The 21,104-nt window shown below is 71.2% G+C and carries 22 protein-coding genes; 15 read left to right on the plus strand and 7 right to left on the minus strand.

The window, feature by feature from the left end; genetic code table 11:
• The first annotated feature begins 4 nt into the window (after window positions 1-4).
• From VF092_09730 to VF092_09770, 9 genes are all read left to right on the plus strand, one after another.
• Window positions 5-448 (plus strand): GNAT family N-acetyltransferase, encoded by a 444-nt coding sequence (locus VF092_09730; protein ID HEX6747555.1) that lies wholly within the window; start codon window positions 5-7, stop codon window positions 446-448.
• A 184-nt stretch (window positions 449-632) separates the two neighbouring features.
• Window positions 633-1,154 (plus strand): DinB family protein, encoded by a 522-nt coding sequence (locus VF092_09735; protein ID HEX6747556.1) that lies wholly within the window; start codon window positions 633-635, stop codon window positions 1,152-1,154.
• 70 nt (window positions 1,155-1,224) lie between these two features.
• Entirely contained in the window at window positions 1,225-1,731 is a 507-nt protein-coding gene (locus tag VF092_09740) for a DinB family protein (GenBank protein ID HEX6747557.1), read from the plus strand.
• Window positions 1,732-1,736: 5 nt separating this feature from the next.
• The gene (locus VF092_09745; GenBank protein ID HEX6747558.1) at window positions 1,737-2,567 is read left to right on the plus strand and encodes a class I SAM-dependent methyltransferase; all 831 of its coding nucleotides are present in this window, start codon (window positions 1,737-1,739) and stop codon (window positions 2,565-2,567) included.
• Window positions 2,567-3,352, plus strand: a complete 786-nt coding sequence (locus VF092_09750) for a phosphodiester glycosidase family protein (protein ID HEX6747559.1) — start codon at window positions 2,567-2,569, stop codon at window positions 3,350-3,352. The genes VF092_09745 and VF092_09750 overlap by 1 nt, the downstream gene beginning before the upstream one ends.
• A gap of 54 nt (window positions 3,353-3,406) precedes the next feature.
• Window positions 3,407-3,796 (plus strand): hypothetical protein, encoded by a 390-nt coding sequence (locus VF092_09755; protein HEX6747560.1) that lies wholly within the window; start codon window positions 3,407-3,409, stop codon window positions 3,794-3,796.
• A 69-nt stretch (window positions 3,797-3,865) separates the two neighbouring features.
• Entirely contained in the window at window positions 3,866-4,366 is a 501-nt protein-coding gene (locus tag VF092_09760) for a CAP domain-containing protein (GenBank protein ID HEX6747561.1), read from the plus strand.
• 326 nt (window positions 4,367-4,692) lie between these two features.
• A complete protein-coding gene (locus VF092_09765; protein ID HEX6747562.1) occupies window positions 4,693-5,214 on the plus strand; it encodes an isoprenylcysteine carboxylmethyltransferase family protein in 522 nt (173 codons plus the stop codon).
• Entirely contained in the window at window positions 5,211-5,876 is a 666-nt protein-coding gene (locus VF092_09770) for a hypothetical protein (GenBank protein HEX6747563.1), read from the plus strand. Before VF092_09765 ends, VF092_09770 begins: the two co-directional genes overlap by 4 nt.
• Before the next feature lie 185 nt (window positions 5,877-6,061).
• Here VF092_09770 and VF092_09775 read toward each other — a convergent pair whose 3' ends face one another.
• The 3 genes from VF092_09775 to egtB are packed head-to-tail and all read right to left on the minus strand — an operon-like array spanning window position 6,062 to window position 9,577.
• Window positions 6,062-7,315: a glutamate-cysteine ligase family protein gene (locus tag VF092_09775; protein HEX6747564.1), complete on the minus strand. Its 1,254-nt coding sequence runs from the start codon at window positions 7,313-7,315 to the stop codon at window positions 6,062-6,064.
• On the minus strand, window positions 7,315-8,265 hold the full coding sequence (egtD, locus tag VF092_09780; GenBank protein HEX6747565.1) for an L-histidine N(alpha)-methyltransferase: 951 nt from the start codon (window positions 8,263-8,265) through the stop codon (window positions 7,315-7,317). The genes VF092_09775 and egtD overlap by 1 nt, the downstream gene beginning before the upstream one ends.
• Window positions 8,258-9,577 (minus strand): ergothioneine biosynthesis protein EgtB, encoded by a 1,320-nt coding sequence (gene egtB / locus VF092_09785; GenBank protein HEX6747566.1) that lies wholly within the window; start codon window positions 9,575-9,577, stop codon window positions 8,258-8,260. The genes egtD and egtB overlap by 8 nt, the downstream gene beginning before the upstream one ends.
• Before the next feature lie 663 nt (window positions 9,578-10,240).
• Here egtB and VF092_09790 point away from each other — a divergent pair.
• Window positions 10,241-10,987 carry an ATP-binding cassette domain-containing protein gene (locus tag VF092_09790; GenBank protein HEX6747567.1) on the plus strand — a complete coding sequence of 249 codons (747 nt, stop codon included), beginning with the start codon at window positions 10,241-10,243 and terminating at the stop codon, window positions 10,985-10,987.
• 191 nt (window positions 10,988-11,178) lie between these two features.
• Window positions 11,179-12,756, plus strand: a complete 1,578-nt coding sequence (locus VF092_09795; GenBank protein ID HEX6747568.1) for a glycine betaine ABC transporter substrate-binding protein — start codon at window positions 11,179-11,181, stop codon at window positions 12,754-12,756.
• 61 nt (window positions 12,757-12,817) lie between these two features.
• Here the strand turns inward: VF092_09795 and VF092_09800 are convergent, their stop codons facing one another.
• Both VF092_09800 and VF092_09805 read right to left on the minus strand, forming a co-directional pair.
• The gene (locus VF092_09800) at window positions 12,818-14,386 is read right to left on the minus strand and encodes a hypothetical protein (GenBank protein HEX6747569.1); all 1,569 of its coding nucleotides are present in this window, start codon (window positions 14,384-14,386) and stop codon (window positions 12,818-12,820) included.
• 311 nt (window positions 14,387-14,697) lie between these two features.
• Complete coding sequence (locus VF092_09805; GenBank protein HEX6747570.1) at window positions 14,698-15,369, minus strand: murein L,D-transpeptidase catalytic domain family protein; 672 nt, start codon at window positions 15,367-15,369, stop codon at window positions 14,698-14,700.
• 337 nt (window positions 15,370-15,706) lie between these two features.
• Between VF092_09805 and VF092_09810 the strand changes: the two genes are divergently transcribed.
• Together VF092_09810 and VF092_09815 are read left to right on the plus strand one after the other, a co-directional pair.
• Window positions 15,707-16,927, plus strand: a complete 1,221-nt coding sequence (locus VF092_09810) for an ATP-binding protein (protein HEX6747571.1) — start codon at window positions 15,707-15,709, stop codon at window positions 16,925-16,927.
• A 55-nt stretch (window positions 16,928-16,982) separates the two neighbouring features.
• On the plus strand, window positions 16,983-17,303 hold the full coding sequence (locus tag VF092_09815) for a hypothetical protein (protein ID HEX6747572.1): 321 nt from the start codon (window positions 16,983-16,985) through the stop codon (window positions 17,301-17,303).
• Window positions 17,304-17,356: 53 nt separating this feature from the next.
• Here the strand turns inward: VF092_09815 and VF092_09820 are convergent, their stop codons facing one another.
• Both VF092_09820 and VF092_09825 read right to left on the minus strand, forming a co-directional pair.
• Window positions 17,357-18,277 carry an NAD(P)/FAD-dependent oxidoreductase gene (locus VF092_09820; protein ID HEX6747573.1) on the minus strand — a complete coding sequence of 307 codons (921 nt, stop codon included), beginning with the start codon at window positions 18,275-18,277 and terminating at the stop codon, window positions 17,357-17,359.
• Window positions 18,278-18,439: 162 nt separating this feature from the next.
• The gene (locus VF092_09825; protein ID HEX6747574.1) at window positions 18,440-18,733 is read right to left on the minus strand and encodes a pinensin family lanthipeptide; all 294 of its coding nucleotides are present in this window, start codon (window positions 18,731-18,733) and stop codon (window positions 18,440-18,442) included.
• Between the two features lie 190 nt (window positions 18,734-18,923).
• Here VF092_09825 and VF092_09830 point away from each other — a divergent pair, with 190 nt between their 5' ends.
• Together VF092_09830 and VF092_09835 are read left to right on the plus strand one after the other, a co-directional pair.
• Window positions 18,924-19,616: an HAD family hydrolase gene (locus VF092_09830; GenBank protein HEX6747575.1), complete on the plus strand. Its 693-nt coding sequence runs from the start codon at window positions 18,924-18,926 to the stop codon at window positions 19,614-19,616.
• Between the two features lie 47 nt (window positions 19,617-19,663).
• On the plus strand, window positions 19,664-21,070 hold the full coding sequence (locus VF092_09835; protein HEX6747576.1) for a M28 family metallopeptidase: 1,407 nt from the start codon (window positions 19,664-19,666) through the stop codon (window positions 21,068-21,070).
• Window positions 21,071-21,104 lie beyond the last annotated feature (34 nt).

Genomic DNA, 21,104 nt, shown 5'->3' on the forward strand with positions numbered 1-21,104 from the left:
CGCCATGGGCGAGATCGAGATCCGCAGGCTGGGAGAAGGTGACGCGGCGGTGCTCGGCCGCGTGCTGCCGGACGTCTTCGACCACGAGATCGATCCCGCGGCGGCCGCGGCGTTCCTTTCCGATCCCCATCATCACCTCGTCGTCGCGATCGAGGACGGCGCGGTGATCGGCTTCGCGTCCGCGATCGACTACTTCCACCCCGACAAGCCGCGGCCGGAGCTGTGGATCGACGAGGTCGGCGTCGCCCCCGAGCGGCACGGGCGCGGTGTCGGCAAGGCGGTGGTGCGTGGGATGCTGGACGTCGCGCGCGCCATCGGCTGCGGCGAGGCGTGGGTGCTGACCGATCGCGACAACGCCGCGGCGATGCGGCTCTACGCCTCCACCGGCGGCGAGGAGTCCGACGCGGTGATGTTCACATTCTCGCTGGACGAGGGCGGCGAGCGCTGAGCATCGGATTGTGCATTTCGAGTTTCGCATTCAGGATCACACGGAGGAAACGGAGGGAACGGAGGACTGACAGAAGTTCCTCCGTTCCCTCCGTTTCCTCCGTGTGATGCCCATTCTGTTGGGGAATTTCGGAGTGCACAGTCAATCGACCGAAGGGTACCAACATTCTCCCGGCGAGAGCGACATGGATGACTGGAGAGGAGCGGTATGGCGGCAGTTCGGCGCCGCCATCGACATGCTGGAGAACGCGGTCACCGCGTGCCCGGACGCGCTGTGGAACGACCGCTCGCGCCGGCCGGAGTTCTGGTATCTCGTCTTCCACACGCTGTTCTACCTGGACCTCTATCTCTCCCCCGCGCTCGAAGGGTGGGCGCCGCCGCCGCCGTTCACGCTCGGCGAGCTGGAGGACGGCATCCTCCCCGAGCGCGTGTACACGAAGGACGAGCTGCTCGGCTACCTCCGCTTCGGCCGCGACAAGTGCCGCGAATCCATCGCCGCCCTGACGGACGAGGCGGCGGGCGCGATTCGTGGCTACGGCTGGCGCGACATGAGCGCGTTCGAATGGCTGATCTACAATCTCCGCCACGTGCAGCATCACACCGCGCAGCTCAATCTCCTCCTGCGGCAGGAGACGGACGCCGCGCCGCGGTGGGTCGGGCAGACGCAGGCGCCGCTGCGCGACGGCGATCCATCCCCGTCCCCTTGACCCGCGAGGACGGGCCGCGCAGGCTGTCACGCTCCACGCAGGCCGCATCACCACTCGACGCGGAGCCGCCATGTCCATCTCCGACCTGCTGCTGCCGGAGCTCGAGAACGAGCTCGCCACCACCCGCCGCGTGCTGGAGCGCGTGCCGACCGAGAAGGGGGAGTGGAAGCCGCACGAGAAGTCCTTCCCCATGGGCCACCTGGCCCAGCTCGTGGCGCGCCTCCCCAGCTGGGTGCCGATGACGATGAGCCGCACCGAGCTCGACATCTCGCCGAAGGAGGGGCCGCGGTTCCCCGGCTACTCATACGAGACCACCGAGACGCTGCTGGCCGAATTCGATCGCAACGCAGCGGCCGCGCGCGAGACGATCGCGAAGGCGCGCGACGAGGACTTCGATGTGCCGTGGACGCTGAAGAAGGGCGGCGAGGTGGTGATGACGCAGAGCCGCTACCAGATCCTGCGCGGGATGGTGCTCAACCACCTGGTGCACCACCGCGCGCAGCTTGGCGTCTACCTGCGGCTGGTCGATCTTCCGGTGCCGCAGATGTACGGCCCGACGGCCGACGAGGGGAAGTAGCGGAGATGACGGAGGTCGCCGCGGGCGACGCGCGCTTCGCAGGCTCGGTCCCGGAGATGTACGACCGCCATCTCGGGCCGATGCTGTTCGCGCCGTACGCGGCGGAGCTGGCGGCGCGGCTGCGTCTCCCGCCCGCGGCCGCCGTGCTCGAGGTGGCCGCGGGGACGGGGATCCTGACCGAGCGGCTCGCCGCACTCCCCGGCGGCGCGTCGCTCACGGTGACGGACCTGAACGCGCCGATGCTGGAGATCGCCCGGCGCAAGCTCGACGGCGCCGCGGCGGGGCGCGAGGTCGCGTGGCGAACGGCGGACGCGCTGGATCTGCCGTTCGCCGACGGCTCGTTCGACGCGGTGGTGTGCCAGTTCGGGGCGATGTTCTTCCCCGACAAGCCGCGGGCAGCACGCGAGACCTTCCGCGTGCTGCGGCCCGGTGGGGAGTGGCTGTTCAGCGTCTGGGGCGCGCTGGGCGACAATCCCCACGGGCACGTGACCTACGAGGTCGGCGCGCGCTTCTTCCCCGACAGCCCGCCGGAGTTCTACCGCGTGCCGTTCAACTTCCACGATCCCGGCGCGCTGCGGCGCGTGGTGATGGAAGCGGGATTCGCGGAGCCGGAGATCGTCACGCTCGATCGCGTCGCCGAAGCCCCGTCCGCGATGGATGCGGCAGTCGGGCTGGTGCGCGGCAATCCGCTGATCGACACGATCCGCGAGCGCGGCACCGTCGCGCCGGAGGAGATCGAGCAGGCGCTGGCCGAGACGTTCGCGCGCGAGTTCGGCGACCACCCGCTGCGCCTCCCCACGCGCGCCCGCGTCGTCTCTACCCGCCGTCCGGGCTGATGCGTCTCCCGCGCGCGCTCACCCTCGCCGCATCCGCGCTGGCGTTCGCGGCGACGTCGGCGTGCGCGCAGCGCGGCGACGGGATGTCGGTCAGTCGGGAGACGTTCGATGGCGCGGAGTGGATCGTCGCGCGCGCGGACATGCATCGCGTGCGGCTGCGGATGCTGTCCGCGGGTGGCGCCATCGGCTCGTATCGCCAGGCAGAGGACGCGCTCCGCCGCCGCGGCGAGCGGATGCTGCTGGCCACGAACGGCGGGCTGTTCGACGGTGGCCCCATCGGCCTGCACGTCGAGGACGGGCGTGTCGTCCGCGCGCTGAACCTCGACACCGTGCCGCCGGCGGGGCAGAAGCCGGGCAACTTCTACTATCTCCCCAACGCGGTGCTGTACCAGGACCGCGCGGGGAACGTGGCCATCCGCGACGCGCGCCGGATGCACGGCCGCGAGTCCTCCGTCCGCGACGGCACGCAGTCCGGCCCCGCGCTGCTGCTGGACGGCGCCGTGCACCGCGTCGCGCGGCCGCCCAACCGCGGCGTGGCGCATCGCAACCGCCTGGCCGCGTGCGTCACCGGCCCGCGCGAGCTGGTGATCGTGTTCGCGCGGCAGCCGACGACGTTTCCGCAGCTCGCCCGCTTCCTGGCCGGCCTCGGCTGCCGCGACGCGGTGTTCCTGGACGCCAACGTCCCCGGGATCTACGTCCCCGGCGAGCGCATCGACGTGGCGCCGCAGAGCTTCGCGGGAATCCTCACCCTCACCGTGCCGAGCGATGACGCCGCGCGCCCGTAGTCATCCGTGCCGACGTCGGTTGCGCGGCCGCCTCCCTCAAGGAGGGCTCTTCCCATGAAGATCCAGCTTTTCGCGATCGCGATCCTCCTCGCCGCGCCGGCGCGGGCGCAGACGCCGCTCGCGGGCGTGTGGGAGGGTACGTCCATCTGCCTGGTGAACCGCGGCGTGTGCCACGACGAGCACGTCGTCTATCACATCGCCGCCGCGGCGCCCGCGGACAGCGCGGATTTCACCATCACCGCGAACAAGCTGGTGAACGGGCGGGAGGAGGATATGGGCACCCTGCGCTGCCGCCTCGCCGGCCATACGCTCACCTGCCCGATGCCGCCGCAGTTCCGCCCCGGCACGTGGTCGTTCACCCGCCACGGTGACGCGCTCGCCGGAGGGCTCACCGCGCCGGACGGCACGCGCATCCGCCGCGTCGACGTCCGCCGCCGCGGCTGAGGCGTCCGATCCCGCGCCGTCATACGTTCATCTCCTCGTCCCCCGTTTCCGACCGAACCATCGATGGAGATGAAGATGCGGCGACTGCTGCTGGCGGCGGCGATCGTGCTCGCGGGATGCGCGCGGACACAGGCCGGCTCCGCGCCCGCGCCGTCCGACGTCTCCGCGCTGGAGCAGGAGCTGGTCGCTGGGGTGAACCGCTATCGCGCGGAGAAGGGGCTGCCGCTGCTGCGGCCGAACGCGCGCATCGCCACCATCGCGCGGCGGCACAGCGAGGCCGCCGCGCGGGGCGAGACGCCGCTTTCCGACGGGCAGGGGCGGCTGCGCGCGCGGGCGGTGTCGGTGAGCATGCCGGTGCAGACGTGGGCGGAGGACGTGGTCGAGGGCCGCATCCCCGCCGCGGCCGACGTGGCGCAGCGGCTGACGGAGCGCCTGATCGCCACCGGCCGCGCGCACCTCGAGGACGCGCAGTTCGAGGACGTCGGCATCGGCATCGCGCGCGACCCGGCGGGCACGTACTACCTCACCCAACTGCTCATCCTCTCGCGCGGCGGCTACCAGCGGCCGTAGCCAGATCAGATCTGTCATTCCGAGTCGTACACCGCGCTGCGCGCGACCACGGAGGATGAAAGTTATAACCGCCTGTACCACAACGACTTAGGCGATCTATTTTCTATTCAGCGGCGCCGCTGCACCACACTCGCGTCTACGCGGTTGCCGGGCGGCGCCCGAGGAATCTGTGGCATGTGTCCGAGCGAAAGGCGGCCTGTCGCCTGGATGCCGGCGATGGATTCCCCGGGCTGCAGCCGACGGAGGGGTCGCATGGTTCGGTCTGGCCGCCCTCGGAATGACAGTCTCCTGTCGGGACGCAACGTCCGTCCGATGAAAGGCGCGCGATGCAACTGCTGCGGCACCTGCTCAGCATTCTCCTGCTGCCGTTCACGGTGACGGTGATCGTGCCCGCGTGGCTCGTTCGGAGCGCAGGTGGGGTGCGTCTCGGGTGGCGCCTTCCGGGCGCGGGAACGGGGCTCGCGGTCGCCGCCGGCGTGCTGCTGATCCTCGGCGGGGTGGCGATGCTGGCGCGCACCATCGCGCTCTTCGCCACGCGCGGGCGCGGCACGCTGGCGCCATGGGATCCGCCGCGGCGCCTCGTCGTCACCGGCGTCTATCGCCACGTGCGCAATCCGATGATCAGCGGCGTCATCGCCATCCTCGCGGGCGAGACCCTGCTCTGGGGGCTGCCGTCCGTCGCCTGGTGGGCGGCCATCTTCGCCGCCAGCAACCTCATCTACATCCCCCTGCTCGAAGAGCCCATGCTGCGCGACCGCTTCGGCGCGCCGTACGACGACTACCGCCGCAACGTCCCGCGCTGGGTCCCGCGGCTGCATCCGTGGACGCAGGACCAGGAGCCCTCATGACGCCACCGACGGACCGCCGTGCGCACCTGCTGCTGATCGAAGGCGTCACGGGCGTGGGGAAGAGCACCGTGCTCGACCACCTGCTCCGGCGCCACGTCACCGGCGCGCCGCAGAGGAAGCTGCGGACGGTGCTGCACCTGACGCAGGCGCACACCTACGGCCCGCTGGCGCCGGCCGAGGACGCCGGCACGCTCACGCGCGAGGCCAGCCTCGCGCACCTGGAGCGCATCGTGGCGATGCTGGAGTGGCTCGCCGCGACGGTGGCGGACGAGGCGGTGCCGAAGTGCTTCGCGCTGGTCGACGCGCTGCACCTGACCCATTGCGTACGCCCCGGCGTGCTCGAGTGGAACGACGTGGCGCCATTCGACGCGCGGCTGGCGGCGGCCGGGTGCCGGCTCCTGCTGCTGGACGCGAGCGACGCCACCATCCGCCGCCGCTCCGTGGCCGACCGCGCGGAGACGGAGTTCATCCGCGGCTACGCGCTGCGCCGCTTCGCGCCCGACCTGGCCGGCCTGGAGCGCTGGTTCATCGGCGAGCGCGACCGGTTCCGGGAGATGTTCGCGCGCTCCGCGATGGAGAAGCGCACCCTCGCCGCGGAGCTCCCCGAAGAGCACCTCGCGGTGGCCGCGTACGAGTTCTGGCTGGGCGACGCGGCGCGATAGGCGCGGCGCTTTTGGAATCATATTACTTCCGGCAATGCAGTTGATCCGGAGATTCAGTTCAGTCCTCCGTTCCCTCCGTTCCCTCCGTGTGAAATAAAAACGCCGAAGAGCCGGGACACCCGTCGTCTCGGCTCTTCATCTTCCTGACGCTTCCGAGAAGCGCGGGACGTGAACGGCAACGAATCTCAGTCCGCCGCCATCGGCTCGGGAAGGCGCGCGTCGTCGGCGGGGGAGAGGGCGCGCGCGGTGTAGGTGTCGTGGAAGGCGCGCGCCTCCTCCAGGTCGGCGGGGCAGAGGAAGGCGGGGCCCAGCGCCTCGGCGCCTTCCAGCGCCAGCGCGAACAGGTCGCGCGCCGCCGCCGCGATGCGCTCGTCGCGCAGGCCGGCGCGGCCGGCGTGGGCGAGCAGCGCGGGGTCGGGCGCGCCCACGATCTCCCGCGCGGCGGCGAACGACGGCTCGTGGTAGCACAGCCCGCCCAGGAGCACCACCGGCGCCGCGTACCACTCCGGCGGCACCGCGTCGGCCGAGCGCACCTCCACGAACCCCTTCGGCCGCACGTCGGGGAAGAGGGTGGTCAGGTGCGTGTGCCAGTCCTCCATCTCCACCACCCCCCGCTCGTTCCACTCGCCGAACGTCGGCCACCCGTCGTGGTCCTGGTGGATCAGGATCGCCGGCGCGTCGAGCGCGAACTGCAGATACTCGGGGACGGGGTCGGCGGCGCACGCGAAGATCCCCGTGCGGCCGCCGTCCAGCTCGCGCCAGACGCGCGCGCGGAAGCTGCGCTCGCCCGTGTCCTCGCCGCGGTAGACGGGCGAGTTGGCGAAGACGGCGACGAGGTACGGCGTCAGCGCGTTCAGGAAGCGCCACCGCGCGGGCGCGTCGGCGCCCCAGTCGAGGTTGCACTGGAAGGCCGCCGTCTGCCGCATCATCCGCGTGCCGCCGGTGCCGCAGTCTTCCAGGAAGCGCGTCAGCCGCACGTAGCGCTCGCCGGGAAGCTGCAGGGGGATGTCGCCCACCGCGTTCACGGGGTCGATCCCCACGCTCAACAGCTCCATCCCCTCGTCGCGCGCGGCGTCGATCAGCGGGCGGACGACGGTGCGCAGGCTCCGCAGCAGCGCACTCGCGGAGCGGAAGGGCGGCGCGCTGAGCTCGATCTGCCCGCCCGGCTCGAAGGTGATCGTCCCCCCGTCCGGCAGCAGCCAGTTGGGCATCCCGTAGACGGAAGCCGTCTCCTTCCACGCGTGCCGCTCCGCGAAGCGGCGGAGGAAGGGGAGGGTGGAGAGGCCTTCGGGCGAGATGATGGGGACGATGGCGCGCGTCTCCGTGTCCACCGGGATCAGCTCCACCTCGGCGCCGATGGACGGTGGGCGGAGCGACCGCCGGCGGCCGCCGAAGGCGTTGTCGCGGAGATCCGCGGCCAAGGCGCCCGGCTCCAGCATCACTCCGCCGCGGCCAGGAGGATGGCGTACAGCCCCTCGCCGTCCGTCTCCCACGCCGTCAGTCGCATCCCCGCGCCGCGCAGCATCTCCTCCACGCTGGCGCGGTCGTGCTTGCAGGAGATCTCGGTGCGGATCGTCTCTCCGGCGTCGACGGTGAACACGCCGGCGCCGGGGATGGTGACGGTCTGCGCCTCGCGCGCCACCAGGTGCATCTCGATGCGGTGCGCGGCGGTGTTGTAGAAGGCCAGGTGGTCGTACGCCGCGGGGTCGAAGTCCGCGCCGGCCAGCGAGTTGACCACGCGCAGCATGTTGCGGTTGAACTCCGCCGTCACCCCCGCCGCGTCGTTGTAGGCCAGCTCGATCACCTGCGGATCCTTGCGCAGGTCCACGCCCATCAGGAACACGTCGCCGCTCCACATGCGGTGGCGCACGCGGCGGAGCAATGCGACGGCCTCGTCCGGCGCGAAGTTGCCAATGGTGCTTCCCAGGAAGGCGTGCAGCACGGGATGCGGCAGCTCCGGCGGCAGCGCGAAGTCCGCCGTCATGTCCGCCACGACGGGGATCACGTCGAGCGTCGGGTACTCGGCCGAGAGGCGGAGCGCCGTCGCCTCGAGGAAGTCCGCGCTCACGTCCACGGGAACGTACGCGGCGAAGCCCACCGCGTCGCGGATGGCGTCGAGCACGATGCGCGTCTTCTCCGCGCTCCCCGCGCCCAGCTCCACCAGCGACTTCGGCTGCAGCGCCCAGATCCACTCGGGCATCCACCGGCGCAGCAGCACGCGCTCGGTGCGCGTCAGGTAGTACTCGGGGAGGCGCGTGATCTCCTCGAACAGCTCGGAGCCGCGCTCGTCGTAGAAGTACTTGGGCGGCAGCTCCTTCTGCGGACGGCCCAGGCCGTCGCGGATCTCCGCCAGCATTCCCGCCGCGGCGGGCGAGAGCGTGTCAGTCATCGCGCACGATCCTGAAGCCGCTGAAGATCTGCCGGCGGATGGGATAGTCCCAGTTGCGGAAGGTGCCGCGGATGGCGCCCGGGCGAGTGGCCCAGCTGCCGCCGCGCAGCACCTTGTACTCCGGCCCGAAGAAGACTTCGGAGTACTCCTTGTACGGAAAGGTCTCGTAGCCGGGATACCCCGCGAAGTCGCTCGACGTCCACTCCCACACGTCGCCGATCATCCCGTAGCAGCCGATGGGGCTGAGGTTGCGGGGATACGCGCCGACCTGCGCCGTCTCGAAGGCGAGCTGGTCGAGGTTGGCGTCGTACGCGGTCGCAGGCTCGTCGCCCCACGGGTAGTCGCGCTTCGCTCCCGTCGCCGGGTCCCACGACGCGGCGGCCTCCCACTCCTGCTCCGTCGGTAGCCGCCCGCCGGCCCAGCGCGCGTACGCGTCGGCCTCGTACCAGCAGACGTGGCAGACGGGGCGCTGGGGATCGACCTCCATCTCCCGGTCCATCGAGCGCGTCATCCACGTTCCGTCGTCCTCGCGCCGCCAGAACTGCGGGGCGAACAGGCCGGCCTCCTGGCGGTGCGCCCACCCGGCCTCGGTCCAAAGCTCCGGGCGGTCGTATCCCCCGTCGTCGATGAAGCGCTGGTACTCGCCGTTGGTCACCGGCCACGCGCCGATGCGGAAGGGGCGGAGGTCGACGGCGTGGCGCGGGCGCTCGTTGTCGTAGGCGGCGCCGCGGTCGCCGGTGCCGATTTCCACCCGCCCGCCGGGGAAGCGCACCATCCCGTCCCCGTCGGCGGCAACGGGGCGGCCCGGCGGCGTGGCGATGGCGCGCGGGGCGCGGTAGAAGGGATCTTCCTTCAGCTGCAGCGCCTGCAGGATCGTCTCGTTGTGCTGGTACTCGTGCTGGAGCACCATGCGGTACACGTAGCCGCCGCGCAGCAGCGGGTCGTCGCCGCGCGGGGCGCCGCCGTTCTCCAGGTGGCTGAGGACGCGCTGCCGCGTCTCGGCCATGTTGTCGAGCGACGCGCCCAGCCCGGGAAGCTGCAGCTGGCCGCGGACGGAGCGGGGGTTCTCGCACGGGTTGAAGATCCCCGGCATCTCGCCGAACTCCACGGGGCCGGAGAGGTTGCGGACCAGCCAGAGCTCCTCGAAGTGCGCGATGTGCCCCAGGTCCCACACGATGGGGCTCATCAGCCGGTTGTGCTGCGCCATCAGCTCCGCCTCGGGCACGGAGCCCACCAGCAGGAGCGTACGCGCGCGCGCATCCAGCAGCAGCTCCGCGATTTCGCGCGGGGAAGGCGCGTGGGTGGGGGTCATCTACGGGCGTGGAGGAGGGTTTCCGCGCGGACCGGCCGGGTGTAAGCTACGTAAGGGCCCACGGGTGCGCCACGAATCCGGCGCGTGCGAATGCCGCCGGTGCAGCGGCCACCGATGCAAGAAGCCCGCCGGGGACCCGAAGGTATGCAGAAGGCTGACACCTTGTTTACCCGACGGTGACGGTTCGCGCGCAGGGTGTTGCGGGCGAATGGATTCGCGGCGACAACTGCACAAAGTTCGCTCTCCGCGGACTCCCGGGCAGAGATCCGCGTGGAGGTGCCGTCCTCCGGCGACCGCGGGTGAAACCCGCGGCTGCAAAATCGGGAAGTCCGCCTTCGCGGACTCGCGAGGGCGGCGTCGTTGTGCTGCTCCGCATCGGTTCACCCGATCTCCACCTCGCGGGTGATGGGTTGCCGATGTTCGTGTTCGCAGCCCGCGAAGGCGGACTTCCCGAGGTTCCAGTGGCAGGCTTCAACCTGCCGGTATGCAGAATCTGCACACATTCACCCGAGGATTCGCGCGATCACCACCCCGCCATCCCCACCCCTGACGCCCTGATCGTATCGTTTGCAGGTTGGAGTCGGCGCGGGCGCTGCTGGTTACACGCGGGATGATACGGAGCTGCGGGCGGCGGCGGATCTCATCTCCAATCCTGGTCTTCCGATGACGGACGGACGGGTGGTGCTGGCGGCGGAGGGCGTGCTCAAGCGCTACGGCGAGGCCGCGGCGCTCGACGGCGTGTCGCTCGAGGTGCGGGCGGGGGAGTGCGTGGCGCTCGTCGGCGAGAGCGGGTCGGGGAAGACGACGCTGCTGCGCTGCTTCAATCGCATGACCGAGGTCGACGCCGGCACCGTGCGCGTGGACGGCGACGACGTGGCCGCGCTCGATCCGGTGGAGCTGCGGCGGCGCGTGGGCTACGTGCCGCAGGAGGGTGGGCTGCTGCCGCACTGGACGGTGCTGCGCAACGCCGCGCTCGTTCCCTGGCTGCGCGGTGACGGGCAGGCGGAGCGGCGCGCGGCCGAGGCGCTGGCGTGGGTAGGGCTGCCGGCGGAGCGCTTCGGCGGAAGATGGCCGCGCGAGCTTTCGGGCGGGCAGCGGCAGCGCGTGGCCATCGCGCGGGCGCTGGCGGCCAGCCCAAGCATCGTGTTGCTCGACGAGCCGTTCGGCGCGCTCGACGCCATCACCCGCGCGGAGCTGCAGACGGCGTTCGACGCGCTGCGCCGGCGCCTGGAGACCACCGCCGTGTTCGTCACCCACGACCTGCACGAGGCCGCGCTCCTGGCCGACCGCATCGCCGTGCTGCGCAGCGGCCGCATCGAGCAGGTGGCCGCGCCAGCCGAGCTCCTCGCCGCGCCCGCGACGGACTACGTGGGCGACCTGCTGGCGCGGGCGCGGATGGTGGCGGCGTGATTCCCTCCCGCGTTTCCGCGCGCCCGGCGATCCCCGGCGCGGCCGCGGCCGGCCCCCTCCCCCGGCCCCTCCCCCGCTCCGCAGGGGAGGGGAGAACTCAGTGCTATCCGCAGCGGATTCTGCGGAGCCCTGCCGCGCGCGCGGGGACTTCGTCGGCGCTGAAGCTGGTAGTCCGCGAAGGCGGACTTCGTGTGGTTGTTGCAGCGATTTCAATCGCCCTGCTAGCCCTCACCGCACCCCTCTCCGCGCAGCCATCATCATCCCCATCCCCCGCGACCTCCCGTCCGGTCGTCGTCGCGTCGAAACCGTTCGGGGAGAGCTACCTGCTGGCGGAGATGTTCGCGCAGGTGCTGGAGGCGCGCGGCATCCGCGCCGACCGCCGCCTGGGGCTGGGCGCGACGGAGATCGCGTTCGGGGCGCTGCGCACGGGGGCGATCGACCTCTACCCGGAGTACACGGGGACCGGGCTGACGGCCATCCTGCACGAGGAGCCGCGCGGCGACGCGGGCGCGGTGTTCGGCCGCGTGTCGCGCGAGTTCGAGGCGCGCTGGGGGGTGCACTGGCTGCCGCCGCTCGGCTTCGAGAACACCTACGCCATAGCCGTGCGGCGCGAGACGGCGCGGAGGTACGGGCTGCGCACGCTCACCGACCTGGCGCGGGCGTCGCCGCGGCTGACGGCGGGGTTCACGCCGGACTTCATCGGGCGGCCGGACGGGCTCCCCGGCCTCACGCGCGCGTACGGGCTGCACCCGCGCGAAGTCCGTTCGCTGGTGCAGGCGGTGAAGTACCGCGCGCTGGCCGAGGGCGCCGTCGACGTGGTGGACGGCTATTCGACCGACGGGCTGCTGGCGAAGTACGACCTCGTGGTGCTGGAGGACGACAAGCGCTTCTTTCCGCCGTACGAGGCCGCGGCGATGGTGGGCCCCCGCCTCTGGCGCGAATCCCCCGCCGCCGTCGCCGAGCTGGCGCGGCTGAGCGGACGGCTGGACGTGGCGCGGATGCGCGAGCTGAACCGCCGCGTGGAGGTCGACGGCCAGCCCGTCGCGCGCGTTGCGTCCGATGCGCTTCGGGAGATGAGACTGCTGCAGGGCGCCGCGTCGCCCCGCGCGGCGGCGGCGGATGCGACGGCGCGCGACGCGTCGCTCGCGGCGTACATGTGGGCGCGGCGCGGGGAGCTGCTGCGGCAGGGGCTGCGGCACCTGCTGCTGGTGCTGCTCTCGCTCGCCGCCGCGGTGGCCGTCGCGGTGCCGCTGGGGGTGATGCTGGAGCGGACGCGCGGCGCGGCCGAGGGCGCCATCCGCGGCGCGGGCGTGCTGCAGACCATCCCCAGCATCGCCCTGCTGGCGTTCATGATCCCGTTGCTGGGGATCGGGGTGGCACCGGCGCTGGTGGCGCTCTGGCTGTACTCGCTCTACCCCATCCTCCGCCACACCTACAGCGGCGTGCGCGACGCCGACCCCAACGCCGTCGAGGCCGCCCGCGCGCTGGGGATGAGCCCCGGCCAGGTGCTGCGCCACGTGCGCCTTCCCCTCGCCGCGCCGGCGATCATGGCCGGCGTCCGCACCGCCGCGGTGATCGACGTGGGCACGGCCACGCTGGCCGCGTTCATCGGCGCGGGCGGCCTGGGCGACCCGATCGTGGCGGGCCTCGCGCTCACCGACACGCGCATGATCCTCTCCGGCGCCATCCCCGCCGCGCTCCTGGCGCTGGGGGTGGACGCCGCGCTGGGCCTCGCCGAGCGCGCCGTCCGCCCGCGAGGGATCGGGTAAGGCCGGGGGACGCATCCCGGCGGCGGCGCGCGATCTCCCGCACGCCGCCGCCGGGATCATCCTAAGTACCGCTGTAGCCGGAGCCGTAGAGGTTGCGGGTCCAGGACTGCGACGTGGAGCAGTACTCCATCGTGGCGGCAGCCCACCAGTAGCTGTTGGTGGAGCAGGTCCACGGCCACTCCTCCCGGAACTCCGAGACCTGCACGGGGAAGGTGGCGGCGCCGTGGAACTCCGTCTCGCCGTCCACCAGCCGCATCCGGACGGTGTAGTCCGCGCCGAGCGGGGCCAGGGGCAGCCCGCCCACGAAGTCCTGGTCGTAGTTGAAGTGGTACACGAACTCGTTGCCGGACCGGTCGTCCCAGACGCGCATGTAGCTGACGGAGTGGTAGGACACGTTCGTGGACATCCGGCTGTACCACGCGTTGGTGAAGGGGAACTCGCCCGTGTGCGTGCACGCCGTCACCAGCACCCCCGTGGCGCCGTCCGAGCCGTAGCCGCAGAGATCGCCGCCGTAGTCGTAGGTGAGCGCCAGCTCGTACGCGCCGGAGACCACGGGCACTCCGCCGGACTCCTCCTCGACCTCCACCCGGGGAAGGCGGCTCATCCCCTTCTGGATGTAGCCGCTGGCCGAGGTGGTGCGGTTGGCGTAAACCGACCGCGTCTCGTCCCCGTATTCGTTGCCGCTCTGGCTTCCCACGCTGTCGCCGAACGTCCAGCTTTCGCGGGAGCGACGGTAGCTGTTCCCCTCGCTTCCGCTCACCACCGCTGAGTAGACCAGCTCGTTGCTGGTCTCGACCTCCACCTCCGCCGACGCGCTGTTGTCGGCCGGGTCGTCGTCGCGCGGCCACGCGCCGCCCAGCCGCACCTCCACGCGGTGGGTGCCCGCGCTACGGAAGGTCGGCCAGAAGAGGCAGGTGACCGCGTCGCCCGCGTCCACCCAGACCCCCTGCGCCCAGTCCTGGGCCACGCCGTCCAGGTACAGCTGGCAGCTGGTCACCGCGCCCAGGTCGCCGTTCGTTTCGGCCACCGTGGCGGTGACGAGCGCCGATCTCCCCTGGCGCACCCGCGCCGGCGCGGAGAGGTCGCGCACCGCCAGGTTGGGGCGCCGCCAGACGGTGCCCGTGATGGTGGGCACGTCGGTGCGGTTGCGGTCCGCGCCCGTGACCGTCGCCATCACCTGGAGCTGCGTTCCGCGCGCCAGCCCGCCGACGGTGGGCGAGGCCACGCTGCTGTCCGTGAGCCCGGGGCCGTACACGCGCGTGCCGATCATCCTCCCGTCGGGGGTGAGCGCCTTCAGCTGCAGGTGGGTGATCACGGGCCGCTGCAGCCAGTCCTGCGCGAACGCCCGCACCTCCATCTCGGTGCTGCCGTCGTGTCCCAGCAGCGCCTGCACGGCGAGCGACACCGAGCCGGAGCGGCCGGTGGCCGGGTGGTGCCCCAGGTCGCGGTACCGGACCGTGTTGGCGATCAGCGCCGGCCGGCGGAGGGTGGATGCCGTGGCGCCGTCGTGCCGCGGGGCGGGCTGCGCGATGCGAGAGGCGGTGGGTGCGTCGCCGCACGCCGCGGCGGCGCACAGGAGCAGGGGCAGGACGGGGGTGCGCCGGAGCGCGGTGCGGAGCGGGAGGTGCATGCTCGTGTTCCATGAAACAGGGGTGGGCAGCGCGTTCCGGGTGGGCCGCCTCGCGGAGCTGCGATGGCGGTGGAACGCGAATTGGCGCCCGGGGCACGGTGCGTGCCGCCACGTGTTTCCCGTCCGTAAGTGCTTCGTGTTGCAGAAGGGTAGAGGATGGAGAGGCGAAGATTGGATGGATCTTCATCCCAACAGATCGGGACGTATGCGCCCCAACTTTTGTTCCTTCGATGGGACAGCCCCCCGGAAAAACGGCGGCGGCGCGGGGGGATGGGACCCCCGCGCCGCCGCTTCTCCTGTCTATCCGCGCGTCAGGCCGCGCTGCGGGCGAAGTACATCAGGCTGCCGCCCTTGATCATGTTGATGACCCGGGTGCGGTTGGCCATCGACGTGGCGGGGCAGCCGTTGCTGCGCCCCTGGATCACCGCCTTGTCGTGCACGTAGTCGGCGCCGTGCACCACCACCGCGCGCACGCGCAGGTTCGAGTTGGTGTCCGACAGCCCGTCCAGCCGCAGCGAGAAGCCGTGCTTCCCCTCGTACGTCTCGGCCGTGCGCACGAATCCCAGCGAGCTGCAGTTGGAGCCCGGCACGTTGCTGAACTTGTGCGCGATGCCGTCGTGGTCCGGCTCCGAGCCCACGCCGTTGGCCATGTGGAACGACTCCACCTGCCCCGTGGCCATGTCGACGATGTGGAAGCGCGCCACGCTGGAGCTCTGCGAGTAGTCCAGCACCGAGATGTGGCCCTTGTTGGGGAACTTGTCCTGGTGCGCCTGGAAGAAGCCCAGCGCCTCGGCCAGCAGCTTCTTCGGAACGACGCCGTTTGGATCGAGATGCGCGAACGGCGTGGCCGCGATCTCCGTGATCCCCACCGCCGCGGCGGGGAACTGGCCGGGGAGCGCCGCGGCCTCGGCGATGCTCTCGGCGGACGCGGCCTCGAGGTCGCCGCCCTCGAGGAAGTCGAACGGATCGGGCAGCTTTTCCATGGTGTGCCTCCGGAAGGGGGGAACGGGGGTGCGATGGTGGGATGACGGACCGTGCGCGGGGACGGTGGAACGCGCGGGCAGCCCCATCAAGATGCACGCACATCCGTTTCCGCGAAATGCTCTTGCGTCGCAGTGGGGGATCGTACCGGCGGGGTGATACGGCCGCGCGCGGCCTCTCCCCTGGACGGGCGCGAAAACTTCCCATCGCCTCGCGCGTAGTCACCCTGCGCGGCGCCGCGGATCCGCTTCCGGGGTATGGAGATGGACGGAAGCTCGGATCTTGCCACGCTGGCGCGCCGAGAATCACCCACGACGAAACGCACCACACGGAGCAGGAATGGCAAACGGCTGGCGTGAGCTGTTCTTCGGGCCGCAGCCCGAGCAGTCGGGGATGGTGGAGCCGGTCGTTCCCCGGCGCACCTTCGCGGACGTGATCCTGCCGCCCAGCACGCGGCGGCAGCTGGACCAGGCGCTGGTGCAGATCCGCAAGCACGACGTGCTGTTCGGCGACTGGGGCCTCGGCGAGCGGCACGACACCGGGCTGGGGCTGGCGTTCAACTTCGCCGGGCCGCCGGGCACGGGAAAGACGATCTGCGCCGAGGCCATCGCCCACGCGCTGGGGAAGAAGCTGCTCGTCGTGCGCTACGCCGAGCTGGAGAGCCAGTGGGCGGGGGTGACGGGGAAGAACGTGTCGGCCGTGTTCATGGCGGCGCACGAGGGCGACTCGGTGCTCTTCTTCGACGAGGCCGACGCCATCGCCAGCCGCCGCTTCACGCAGATGGACCAGGGCTACCAGCGCGAGGCCAACTCCGTCGTGAACGTGCTGCTGCGCGAGGTGGAGGAGTTCCAGGGGGTGGTGATCTTCGCCACCAACCTGGCGGCCAACTTCGACCCGGCCTTCGAGCGGCGAATCCGCACGCACATCCTGTTCGAGATGCCGGGGCCCGAGGAGCGCGAGAAGATCTGGCGCTCGCAGATCCACGCGCGGAAGACGCCGCTGGCCGACGACGTGGACTTCCGCGCGCTGGCCGAGCGCTACCCCGGCAGCGGCGGCGACATCAAGAACGCGGTGCTGAAGGCCGCGCAGGCCGCCATCGCCGAGCCGGGCGAGGACGCGCAGAAGCGCATCACCCAGCACCACTTCCTGCAGGCGATGGACGAGGTGCTGTCGGCCAAGCGGGTGATGGACCAGTCGCTCTTCGGCGCCGCCGCGGCCGCGTCGGGCCTGCCCATGCCCTGGAGCGCGGATGGCGCCTCGGTCGCGGGGGCGGACGAGCTGCGCGACGACGTCTCCGCCCTCGCCGCGCGGCTGGTGGAGGTGGAGGACGCGCTGGTGACGGTGCCCGAAGCGCTCAAGCGGATCGATGCCGGCCGCGGCGAGACGCAGCGCCGCCTGGAGCAGCTCGCCACCACGGCCGAGCAGGAGCGCGAGGCCGCGCGCGCCGTCCTGGCCCAGCACCAGGCCGCCTGGGAGCGCCGCCTGAACATGGTGCTCGCCGCGGCCGCCGTCGCCGTCGTGCTGGCGGTCGTCGCGATCGTGCTGGCGGTGATCGGATAGCCTGCGTGGGTTGATTGCTTCTGCCTTACAACCTCTGCCGTACACGAGGTGTGCGATGCGCCGAGTAGCCGAGGAGTGGTGGACGCTGCAGAACCTGTCTGCGATCGAGTTTCGCAATGGCGTCACCGGCCGGCGTGCTTCCGTGCGCGGTGGTCCCGACGTGTGGGAGACCGTAATGGTGCAGCGCGATTACGGAGACGATCGTGAGGGGCTGTACCAGCACTTCAGCTGGTTAGCTCCTGGAGATGTGGATCAGGCCCTGACCTACGCCGAGAAGTTCGCCGTCAGCATCGACGACCGCATCGCGCAGAACGAGCGTGTAGCGGGTGAGCTTGCGCAGGCGTACTCCACGCGAACGGGCCGTTTGACCGAGTAAGCAGCCGATCGACGCCACGATCGGAGTCTTCCCAAGATCGAGGCTGACAAACCCTACCGCCCGATCTTCTCCTCCTGGGGGATGAGGGACTTGTGGATGCCGATGGCGGCGCGGGTGCCCTCGTACGCGGCGCGGATCACCAGGCGCGTGCCGGGGGTGATGTCGCCCGCGGCGTACACGCCGGGGACGCTGGTGGCGAAGTCCTTGTCCACCTGCACGATTCCCTCGTCGTCCACCTCGCATCCCATGTCCTGCGGCAGCGTCGATCCCGGCCCTGTCGCGACGTGGAAGAAGAGCGCCTCGAACGCCTCGCTGGTGCCGTCGTGGAAGCGCACGCGCTCCAGCTTCCCGTCCGCCCCCTCCAGCGCCGTCACCGCCCTCTGGTTCACCCCGATCCTGTGCTCCCGCAGGGTCTCCAGCGCCTCGGCGGACATGTCCCTGGGATGGCTGTGGGTGAGCACGGTCAGGTCGTCGGTCCACGTCAGGAAGTAGAGCGCGTACTTCGCGATCGACTCGCCCCAGCCGATGATGGCCACCTTCTTCCCGGCGATCGACGGCCCGTCGCAGTCCGGGCAGTGCCAGATGCTGCTGCCGTAGAAGTCGTCGAAGCCGGGGATCTCCGGCTTGATGTCCTTCAATCCCGTCGCGAAGAGCAGACGCCGCGCGCGGAAGACGCGGTCGTCCAGCAGCGTCACGCGGAAGTCGTCCTCCTCGCCCTCCACCGTCCTGACCACCGCCGCTTCGAACTCGGCGCCGGCGTTTGTGGCCTGTTGCCGGCCGATGGCGCGCAGCTCAAGCGGGCCCGGCTCGTCGACGCCGAAGTAGCCGTGCACCGCCCACGTCTCCTTGTTGCGCGGGTCCTGCGCGTCGAACAGGCGCACGCTGTGGCGATAGCGCGCCAGCCAGAGCGCGCCAGCCAGCCCCGCCGGCCCGCCGCCGATCACGATCACGTCGTACTCTGGGGATTCCGGCATCCCGCGATCCGTCGAAGGTGTGACCAAGGTCCGTTCGCCGGGGTGCAATCGCCGCGCCGGGTGGGGAGCGCAATCGGCACGGAAACACGAATCCCCCGGAACGCCTGGGCGGGGACGCGCCGGCGCTCCGGAGGACGGTTCAGCCGCTCGGGACGGTCAGCCTCAGCAGGTGCCCGTGGGACAGTTGAGGGGGGAGCCCGTGGGACAGTAGGTGGTGCAGTTCGGGTCCGTGGGGTTGCACGCCCCGCACGTCTCGTACATGCAGGTCAGACCGTCGAGCGTGGGCATGCACTGCTCTTCGCGGCTGTCGCAGGCCAGGGTGTTGCAGTGGTCGCAGCTTTCGTCGCTGCAGTACAGCGTGATGAAGGCGTGGACGGTGCCGATCTTCTGCTCGTCGGTTCCGGTCACGAACGACTCCACGGACAGTGTTTCCAGCTCCAGGGTCAGCTTTTTCATGGGATCCGTTCCGGATGGCAGGATGGGTGGGCGGCGCGTCCCCGCGATGGAGTCTACGGCAGATCCGTTCCGGCACCAATGCCGCAGGACAATCCGGTGTCGCATCCCCGTCGGTGCGGCGGTGGCGCGACGGTGGCGGCGTCGTAAGTTGTCGGGCGACTCTCATGGAGATGAAGACGGAGGTGCGGGCGTGATCGAAGCGGTGGTGTTCGACTTCGACGGGCTGATCTTCGACAGCGAGACGCACGAGTACGAGACCGTGCTCGAGCTGTTCGCCGAGCACGGGGCCGAGCTGCCGCTGGAGGTGTGGGGCCAGTGCGTGGGCCGCGCGCCGGGGTTCTTCGATCCCTACGCCTACCTGGAGGAGCGCACCGGCGCGCGCGTGGACCGCGACGCGCTGGAAGTGCGGCGGCGATCGCGCTTCCACGAGCGGATCCTGGCGCACGGCGCCATCCCCGGCGTGGAGGAGGCGCTCCGCGCGGCGAAGTCGCTGGGCCTCCGGGTCGGCCTCGCATCGAGCTCCAACCGCGAGTGGGTGGAGCCGCAGCTGCGCCGCCTGGGGCTGTGGCACTACTTCGACTGCGTCCGCACCGGCGACGACGTGGAGCGCTCCAAGCCCGATCCCGAGCTGTACCGCAGCGTGCTGCGCTGCCTGGGCGTGGAGGCCACCCGCGCGGTGGCGTTCGAGGATTCGCCCAACGGCGCGCTGGCCGCCAAGCGCGCGGGGATGTTCTGCGTGGTCGTGCCCAACCGCGTGACCGCCGCGCTGGAGTTCGGCGAGCACGACCTGCGGCTGGAGTCGCTGATGCAGGCCGAGCTGGCGGACCTGCTCGCGCGCATCTCCGCCGCGGCGGCGCGCGGCGATGCCGGCGACGTCTCCTGATCCCCATCACCCCCATCATCCGATCGACCCGATCCGGAGGACCTGACGTGACCCTGCGCATCCGTGCGGCCGCGCTCCCGCTCGCCTTCTCCCTGCTCGCGATCTCCACCCTCTCCGCCCAGCAGCGGCCCGCGGCCACGTCTCCCGGCGCCGCGCCCGGCGGCGAGGACCCGCGCCTGCGCGAGATCGCCGCGGCCACGCAGACCTCGCGCGTGGAGGCCGACATCCGGCGGCTGGCGGGCTTCGGCACGCGCCACACCCTCAGCGACACCGTCTCGCGCACGCGGGGGATCGGGGCCGCGCGGCGGTGGCTGTTCGACGAGTTCACCCGCATCTCCCAGGCGTGCGGCGGCTGTCTCGAAGTGCGCTACGTGGACGACGTCGTTCCCGGCAGCACCGAGCGCGGATCCCGCATCCCCCGCGACACGCGCGTGGTGAACGTCGTCGCCATCCAGCGCGGGCGGACGGATCCCAACCGCTTCGTCCTGGTCCAGGGGCACTACGACTCGCGCGTGAACGACGTGATGGACAGCACCAGCGACGCCCCCGGCGCCAACGACGACGCGTCGGGCGTGGCCGTGGCGCTGGAGAGCGCGCGGGTGCTGTCGAAGTACCAGTTCGACGGCAGCGTCGTCTACGCCGCCATCGCGGGCGAGGAGCAGGGGCTGAACGGGAGCGAGATCTTCGCGCGCTTCGCCAAGGCGCAGGGATGGAAGATCGAGGGGGTGCTGAACAACGACATCGTGGGCAACTCACGGGGGATGCGGGGCGACGTGGACAACACCCGCGCGCGCGTGTTCGGCCCCGGCATCCCCGTCACCGCCTCGCAGGCGGAGCTGCGGAGATACCTGTACTCGGGGGGAGAGCTGGACACCCCGTCGCGCGAGCTGATGCGCTACGTGGACGAGATCGCGCGGCAGTACGTGGCGAATCTCGACGTGATGATGGTCTACCGGCTCGACCGCTTCGGCCGCGGCGGCGACCACACGCCGTTCTTCAACCAGGGCTTCCCGGCGGTGCGCATCACCGAGCTGTGGGAGGACTACACGCGCCAGCACCAGAGCCTGCGCACGGAGAACGGCGTCCGCTACGGCGACACGCCCGACATGGTGGACTACGTGTACGTGGCGAAGATGGCGGCGCTGAACGCCACCTCGCTGGCGTCGCTGGCTTGGGCGCCGCCCGCGCCCGACAGCGTGTCCATCTCCGGCGCGGTGACGCCGAACACCACGCTGCGCTGGAAGGCGGTGCAGGCGCCCGACCTGGCCGGCTACCGCATCTACTGGCGCGAGCCGGAGAGCGCGACGTGGCAGTTCTCGCGCTGGGTGGGCAACGTCACCGAGGCCGTGCTCCCCGGGATCGTGATCGACAACTACTTCTTCGCCGTGGCCGCCGTCGACCGCGAGGGTCACGAGAGCCGCGCCGTGTTCCCGGTGCCGGGTACGGGGCGGTAGTAAGAAGAAATCACACGGAGGAAACGGAGGGAAC

Source organism: Longimicrobium sp. (genome assembly GCA_036377595.1).
In the GTDB taxonomy this organism is placed as follows: domain Bacteria; phylum Gemmatimonadota; class Gemmatimonadetes; order Longimicrobiales; family Longimicrobiaceae; genus Longimicrobium.